General features: G+C 40.0%; 4 protein-coding genes. 1 reads left to right on the forward strand and 3 read right to left on the reverse strand.

Annotated elements, in window-relative coordinates:
* Positions 1-4: 4 nt before the first annotated feature.
* A complete protein-coding gene (gene punC / locus PVK70_RS15105; protein ID WP_130047064.1) occupies positions 5-1,198 on the reverse strand; it encodes a purine nucleoside transporter PunC in 1,194 nt (397 codons plus the stop codon).
* A 129-nt stretch (positions 1,199-1,327) separates the two neighbouring features.
* Between punC and punR the strand changes: the two genes are divergently transcribed.
* A complete protein-coding gene (gene punR / locus PVK70_RS15110; protein ID WP_130044903.1) occupies positions 1,328-2,236 on the forward strand; it encodes a DNA-binding transcriptional activator PunR in 909 nt (302 codons plus the stop codon).
* A 60-nt stretch (positions 2,237-2,296) separates the two neighbouring features.
* Here the strand turns inward: punR and pdxH are convergent, their stop codons facing one another.
* Both pdxH and PVK70_RS15120 read right to left on the reverse strand, forming a co-directional pair.
* Positions 2,297-2,932 carry a pyridoxamine 5'-phosphate oxidase gene (pdxH, locus tag PVK70_RS15115; RefSeq protein WP_130044904.1) on the reverse strand — a complete coding sequence of 212 codons (636 nt, stop codon included), beginning with the start codon at positions 2,930-2,932 and terminating at the stop codon, positions 2,297-2,299.
* Positions 2,933-3,045: 113 nt separating this feature from the next.
* Positions 3,046-6,918 (reverse strand): tandem-95 repeat protein (locus PVK70_RS15120; RefSeq protein ID WP_274441623.1); only part of this gene is annotated, 3,873 nt, incomplete at its 5' end.

A 6,918-nucleotide genomic window follows, 5' to 3' on the forward strand; every position in this document is an offset into this window, starting at 1 on the left:
CAGATTATTGCTCTGCTAATACCATATTTTCTTCTTTGTTCGCTTTAAACACCATGACTGCACCGATGAATAAGAAAACCAATTGCAATAACATGATGCTCCCCATAGAGATTGCGCCCATGTAGCTAATGCTCGATACCATTGCACTTGCCGCTACACAGAACAACATTTGTAAGAAGTTAAGCAAACCAGAAGCAACAGCACTTCCTTCTTTAAAATCAATTAATGCGTTATTCACTACAATTGGGTACACCGCACCATTTGCCGCCGCTAAGAAGCAGAACGGAATGAGCATTGGAATGATTGATGATACATCCATTCTCCATGACACTAAGAAAACCGTAACCACACTCGCGATAGATAATTTTAAAATCCATGGCAGTACTTGTTGTGCATTAAAGCGTTCTAATGCCCAACGACAACCGTAACCACCAACGATAAAGGCAATAGTTTGTGGAACATAGCTTAAACCGATATCAGAACCTGAATAACCCATTTGAGTCATTACAAACGGTGACCCCGTTAACCACGCAAAGAAGATTGCTGAACTTGCTGCGTAAATTAACATATTTCCTGTGAATTTTTTTGACTTGATAACATCACGAAAAGTAATGGTTTTTCCTGATGTTGCTTGCTCTTGTTTTGGTTCTTTATCTGCAAACGTTCTTACTGCTAAGCCAACACCAATAATCGTTAATGTTACGAAGATCATTGACCAACCGTAGAACTTTTCAATCGCAGCACCTAATAAAGGAGCCAATGCAGGAGAAAGAGCAACTAATGGCATAATTGTCGCAAAAATACGCTGTGATGTTTTCGCATCGTAACGCTGAATAACCATTGCTTGCCAAATAACGTTAGCACTACAAGCACCCAGCGCTTGGAAGAAACGTGCAACTAATAGCATTTCGACACTGGTTGAAAATGAAGCAGCTAAACTACTGACTGCAAAAATGCTTAAACCAATGATCAGTGATTTTTTCGTTCCTAACTTTTGAGTTAATCGTCCGTAAAAAAGTTGACCAATCGCCATACCTAACAAGAAAATACTTAGGGTTAATCCAATCATATTTTCTGTCGTTGCTAAATCACCACGAATAATATCGAATGCAGGTAAATACATATCTGTTGCTAAAAAACCTAACATACTTAGGCCTGCAAGCCAGATATAAGGTATAGATTGTTTTTTGTTTTCCATGTTCTTCTCCAAAGCTGAACATTTTTAAAATTCGTTGCATTCTATGTGCTAGTTGCTACTCTTGTGAAACGATATAATTTGCACTTTGCATCAAATAGTTTGATGCGAATAAATAAACATCAGGTTTTTATGTTTTCATACCACGAATTAATCACTATTGAGTCCGTTGCACGATTAGGCAGTTTTAGCCATGCGGCAGATGAGTTACATAAAGTACCTAGCGCGATCAGCTACACCATAAAGTCTGTAGAAGAGCGCTTAAATGTATGTTTATTTACTCGCTTACACCGTAAAGTCGAACTAACTGCCGCCGGAACCTATTTTGTCGAGCAAACAAGAAAACTCCTTAAAGAGATGGAAGACATTCGATTTAACACTCAACGAGTGGCAAACGGCTGGCAACAAAGTGTGTCAGTTGCTTTAGATAATGTCGTTCGTGAAAATGGGGTAAACCAGCTCGTTCGAGACTTTTACGCCACCTTTCCCGATATTGAGCTTCAACTAACCATGGAAGTGTTTAACGGTGTGTGGGATGCCTTAATGACGGGTCGTGCCGATATTGGTATTGGTGCAACGGCAACCATTCCGATTGGTGGTGATTTCTCATACCGTCCTATGGGAGAGCTCGCCTGGGAATTTGTGGTTGGCCTTAATCATCCATTAGCGGCTTATGAAGACCAAATCCCACATTCCGAGTTAATTAAATATCCTGTAATTTGCTTAGAAGACACCTCTCAGATATTACCAAAACGCTCGACATGGCAGTTAGATAATCAACGTCGCCTTATCGTTCCCAATTGGCACAGTGCTGAACAGTGTTTTATTGATGGTTTAGGCGTTGGTGTTATGCCAGCTCATAGAGCCAAAAGATTATTAGAAACCGGTCAAGTAATGAGTAAGAAGATAGAAAATCATATTGACCCGAGTCCATGTTGCCTTGCTTGGAACAATAACAATCAATCTATAGCCATTCAGTGGTTGTTAGATTATCTCGGTGATACAGAGAAACTTAATACTGAATGGCTAAAAGAGACATAAAAATGCCGATGAACTGATGATCATCGGCATTTTTATTTATTCATTAAGATCAAGCCAAGATCATGGCGCTAATCGGTCGATCTCCCAGTTATCTTGATCTTTACTGTATAGGAATCGATCATGAAGCCGATGATCTCCACCTTGCCAAAATTCAATTGATTCAATATTCACTCTAAAGCCGCCCCAAAACTTAGGAACAGGGATCTCCCCTTTAGCAAACTTCTGTTTAAGCTCTAGATATTTACCTTCAAGAGCTGAACGTGCCGTTAAGCGACTGCTTTGTTTACTTGCCCATGCTGCGATTTGGCTTTCTTTTGGCCTTGAGGTGAAATATTTCATATTTTCAAGTGCGCTTAGTTTCTCAGCCGTCCCTGTAATGTGAACTTGACGCTCAAGAGTGTGCCAAGGAAAGTGCAGAGAAATTTTACTATGGTCTTCCAAATGCTGTGCTTTACGAGATGCAAGGTTGGTATAAAAAACAAACCCTGTCTTATCAAAATGCTTCAATAACACGATACGTTGAAATGGTTGTCCATTTTTATCCACAGTAGCAACGGTCATCGCGGTTGGATCAGTCAATTTTGCTTCTACCGCTTGTTTTAACCAGAGTTCAAATAGATCTACTGGCTCTTGTGGTAAATCAGCTCTACGTAAGCCTCCAAGGCTATAATCACGACGAATATCTTCTAATTCCATGTAAATCTCACTTCGACTTGTTTGTTGAAATTGTGCTCTTTTGAGCGCCCTTAAACAAGGGAAAAATAAAAAGGGCCCAAAATAGGCCCTTAATTTAAGGTAAGATCCACTAATTAAGTAATATCATCTAATTTAAACATCTGATCATTCAATAGTTTTGTTAGTACTTCTGATTGATTAGAGAAATCTGCATTCTCAAGACCAAATGAAGCCACTGCTCCTTCAACGACGATGTCATGCTCATTTCCACTGTCATCTGTAATCGATAGTGTTAGATCGTCTCCATCCTCTGATACTGTAATATGAGAAAGAAGATCTCCCATATTTATAACATCATCATCGCCACCGATAATTTCAGTTAGGTCAATTAAGTCCTCACCTACAGTAAAGTCTTTGATGGTGTCTGTACCGTTATCTAAACTATTATCAACACCTTGGTCAACCCACTTAAAGATATCTTCCCCTGTTCCACCAGTAAGAATATCGTCACCAAGTCCACCTATTAAGATATCGTTACCTGAGCCACCATCAAGAATATCATTACCGCTACCACCGCGAAGACCGTCATTATCATTACCTCCGTTTAGGTAATCGTCGCCTTTACCACCAAACATAATATCAACGCCATTTTGACCAAAGATCTTGTCATTACCGTCACCTCCATGGCCAAGATCAAGATAAGCATTACTGTCAGCAGATATGTTTTTAAATGATCCTGATTCAACTCCATCCTGAAGATGACTTAAATCACTCCCTTTACTAAAAATATTTTCAACTACATTTTGAGCATTTATAAGCTTAGGATCATCAGGGTTAACATCAAATCCCCCTGCATGACTATCTCCTAGGTAAATTATATCGTCACCAGAGCCTAGGTATATATCATCACCAGCAGCACCAGCGTCTACAATTAATCCAGATTGTGTATCATTTTTGTCAAACATTACATTTGGCTTCCCTGACCCTGAAGAAGCCCATATGGTATATTCATGTTCCGTCCCAGCATGAACAACTTGAACAGAGTCAACTAAATCACCTTCTGAGTTAACGTCTTCATCAACATTTGGAATATCTGTTACTACCCAGTCAATGATTTGAGCTTCACTTCTAGCTTGGTCTCCATTACTCGTCTCTGTAGAAATAGCAACAATTGACACCGAAAGCTTACCGGTATAACTCAATGGCAATTGGATTTTAGCTGTTGATAATTGATCTGCTGTTAGCTCAACTATTCCATTATTAATTGGAATTAGTTCGTCACCCACTAAGATCACCGCATCCGATGGTAGGTTTGATAATTCATAACTTAATGTCTCTGAACCATCTGTATCTGTTAGCTCGCCACCAATGTATTCACTTAATATGATGTCAGTTACAAATCCATTATTACCAAATGAAATATCATTCACTTCTTTAATAGTTAATTCAGGAACATCTGCAACAGCATCAATATTGATTGTTACTGTAGCTGTATCTGTGCCGCCATTTCCATCACTGATGGTGTAATCAAAAGTAACGTCACCACTAAAGTTTTCTGATGGCTTAAATTCAATTTCACCATCATCATTAATCGAAACAGTTCCATTAGTTGGGTTTGATACACCTACGATTGTTAATTCGTCTCCATCAACATCGGTATCATTTCCTAATAAGTCTTCTGGCGTAATAGTGACAATGTTATCTTCTGTTGCCAAACTACCTTGATGTGATAACGGATAATCACCTAAATCTTTATATTCGATTAATTGATTATTTTCATCAAACTTTCCTAGCTCAATAGAAAGCTCACAAGCACCACCGTGATCCCAATAAACAATTTCAATCTCATGGAATCCAGGAGTATCTATGTCAAAATAAATATGACCATCTTCTCCAGGAGTTGTTGTTGAAGAACTTTGATTTCCATCATACTGAGCAACAATAACGCCATCGATTTTAATTAAATAACCATCATCTGCAGTTACTTTAAAGCCGTATCTTCCTGGTTCTAGATCAACTTGACCTTCAATATGCAAAATTGCATCAGTAGAATCGCCTGGATCACTCGATAAGGAATCAGCATCAACACCTAAGAAATCTTGCAATGTATCATCTTCGCCAAGATCATTAGCTTCACGCTCATAATCTAATTCTTTCGCTATAAAACTGGCATCAGGATCATTACCATTAATAAACTCAAGTACCTGTTCTATTGATGATAAATCATTACCATCTTTATCAGGTCCTCTGTCGTTATAACCATAGTAACTTCCAGCTAAACCATCAAAAATAAGGGTGTCATTTACTGCATCAGGGGCTGAGTTTGATTCCATAACTGCCTTATCAGAATCTGAGAAAGTTTGTCCTTCATAACTCATACTTGCATCTGCGTTAATGCTTTCACCATGTTCTGGAACATCAACTTCACGAGTTACAGTACCTAACTCTATGTCAGCTTCCGTTAACGCGTAAGGTTCTGCATTACCATCAATAGTGATCAATAAAATCATTCCAGCTACAGCTGCTGGAGGCAAAGTAAATGTTGCGGTTACTTTTCCTTCTAGCTCTGATTTATTAATAACGCCATCATTGTTTTTATCGTCAACTATAGTAACTACTGGTTTGAATAAATCTGATACAGACTGAGCATCTTCTTTATCTTTAAATTCAAATTGTTCGAAGTCACGGAAGATGTTTGTATCACTCTCTTTATCAACAATAACAATTTCACCGTTTTCATTAAGGCTAACTTTACAATCAGATAAATTTGAGTCTAATACTGCTGTATCTGTTCCTGCACCACCATCAACAACCACTCGATCATTTTTATCATCATCGTTTAAATTGAAGGTGTCGTCTCCCTTACCTAGTAATACGTAATCATCATAGTCATCTGTACCACTAAATGCACCGTGAGCATAATGAGATTGTTCAGAAGGAAGGCTTACATTACCATTCTCATCTGTTTGCGCGACGCTAAAGAATTCATTATCACCGACTGGGGTTTCTGATAAGTCAGAAATATCAAATGTCCAGTTACCATCACTATCTACGGTTATAACTGTAGAAGAATTAACAACGTTATTATCTTCATCATAAATAGTAATTGTTGCTCCCGGCTCACCAGTACCGTGTAATGTCACCGTTGAGTAATCACTCGCTGCTGAGTCGTCGGTTATGTTTGTAATTGCAGGAGGGTTTGGTGCGACTGTATCTTTCGCTACATCATCTTTCGCGGTCGCTACGTGGCCATCGCTGTCGGTGAACGTCGCATTTGCCGTTAAGGTGCCATCCGCCAGCGTTTTCACGTCTACGTCATTAATAGTGTAAGTGCCATCGTCGTTCTGCGTCACCGTATAACCACCATCGATTGTGGCCGTGCCATTACTATTCAACGTCACGTTCAACGTGATGTCGTTTGCTGTGTCACCATCTTCATCACTAATAACCACTTGCGCTGTGCCTGAACTCACGCCCTCACCGAAGCTCACCGTGATGTCTGCGTTTTCTGTGCCACTGATAAGCTCGGCCTCATCACCCGTATTATCCGTGATACTCACCGTTGGTTGAGTAATATCATTACCTGGCTCATCAATGTCTTCACCATAAGTCGTATCAACCTCAGCACGGTCTGAGCCTTCCACGGACTCATTGCCTGCCGCGTCAACAATAATCGCGTCAACCTTCACTGGCGTACCATCTACGATGGCACTTGCTGGGATAGAAACCACAACTTTGCCACCCTCATCGAACGTTGCATCCGACAGTTTGATTGTTTGTAGCTCACCGCCATTAATTGAAATAACTAGGCTATCTGCGGTCAGATCTGTGCCTTCTGGCAGCTCAATACTCGCCGTAACACCCGCGTCTTTTTCCGCCGCATTGATGGTGTCATCATCGCCAGAATCGATAAGAACCGTTGGTGCTACATCACCGCCGTTGTCGCCTTCACCATCACCTGGTGCCACCAAATCAACGTCTGCCGTATCGCTGCCCGTAGCTGACTT

It is taken from the genome of Aliivibrio sp. A6 (genome assembly GCF_028765505.1).
In the GTDB taxonomy this organism is placed as follows: domain Bacteria; phylum Pseudomonadota; class Gammaproteobacteria; order Enterobacterales; family Vibrionaceae; genus Aliivibrio; species Aliivibrio finisterrensis_A.

What these genes read in the sequence shown, in the direction of transcription:
- punC (WP_130047064.1), bottom strand. Translation starts at nt 1,198, where the DNA reads ATGGAAAACAAAAAACAATCTATACCTTATATCTGGCTTGCAGGCCTA.
- punR (WP_130044903.1), top strand. Translation starts at nt 1,328, where the DNA reads ATGTTTTCATACCACGAATTAATCACTATTGAGTCCGTTGCACGATTA.
- pdxH (WP_130044904.1), bottom strand. Translation starts at nt 2,932, where the DNA reads ATGGAATTAGAAGATATTCGTCGTGATTATAGCCTTGGAGGCTTACGT.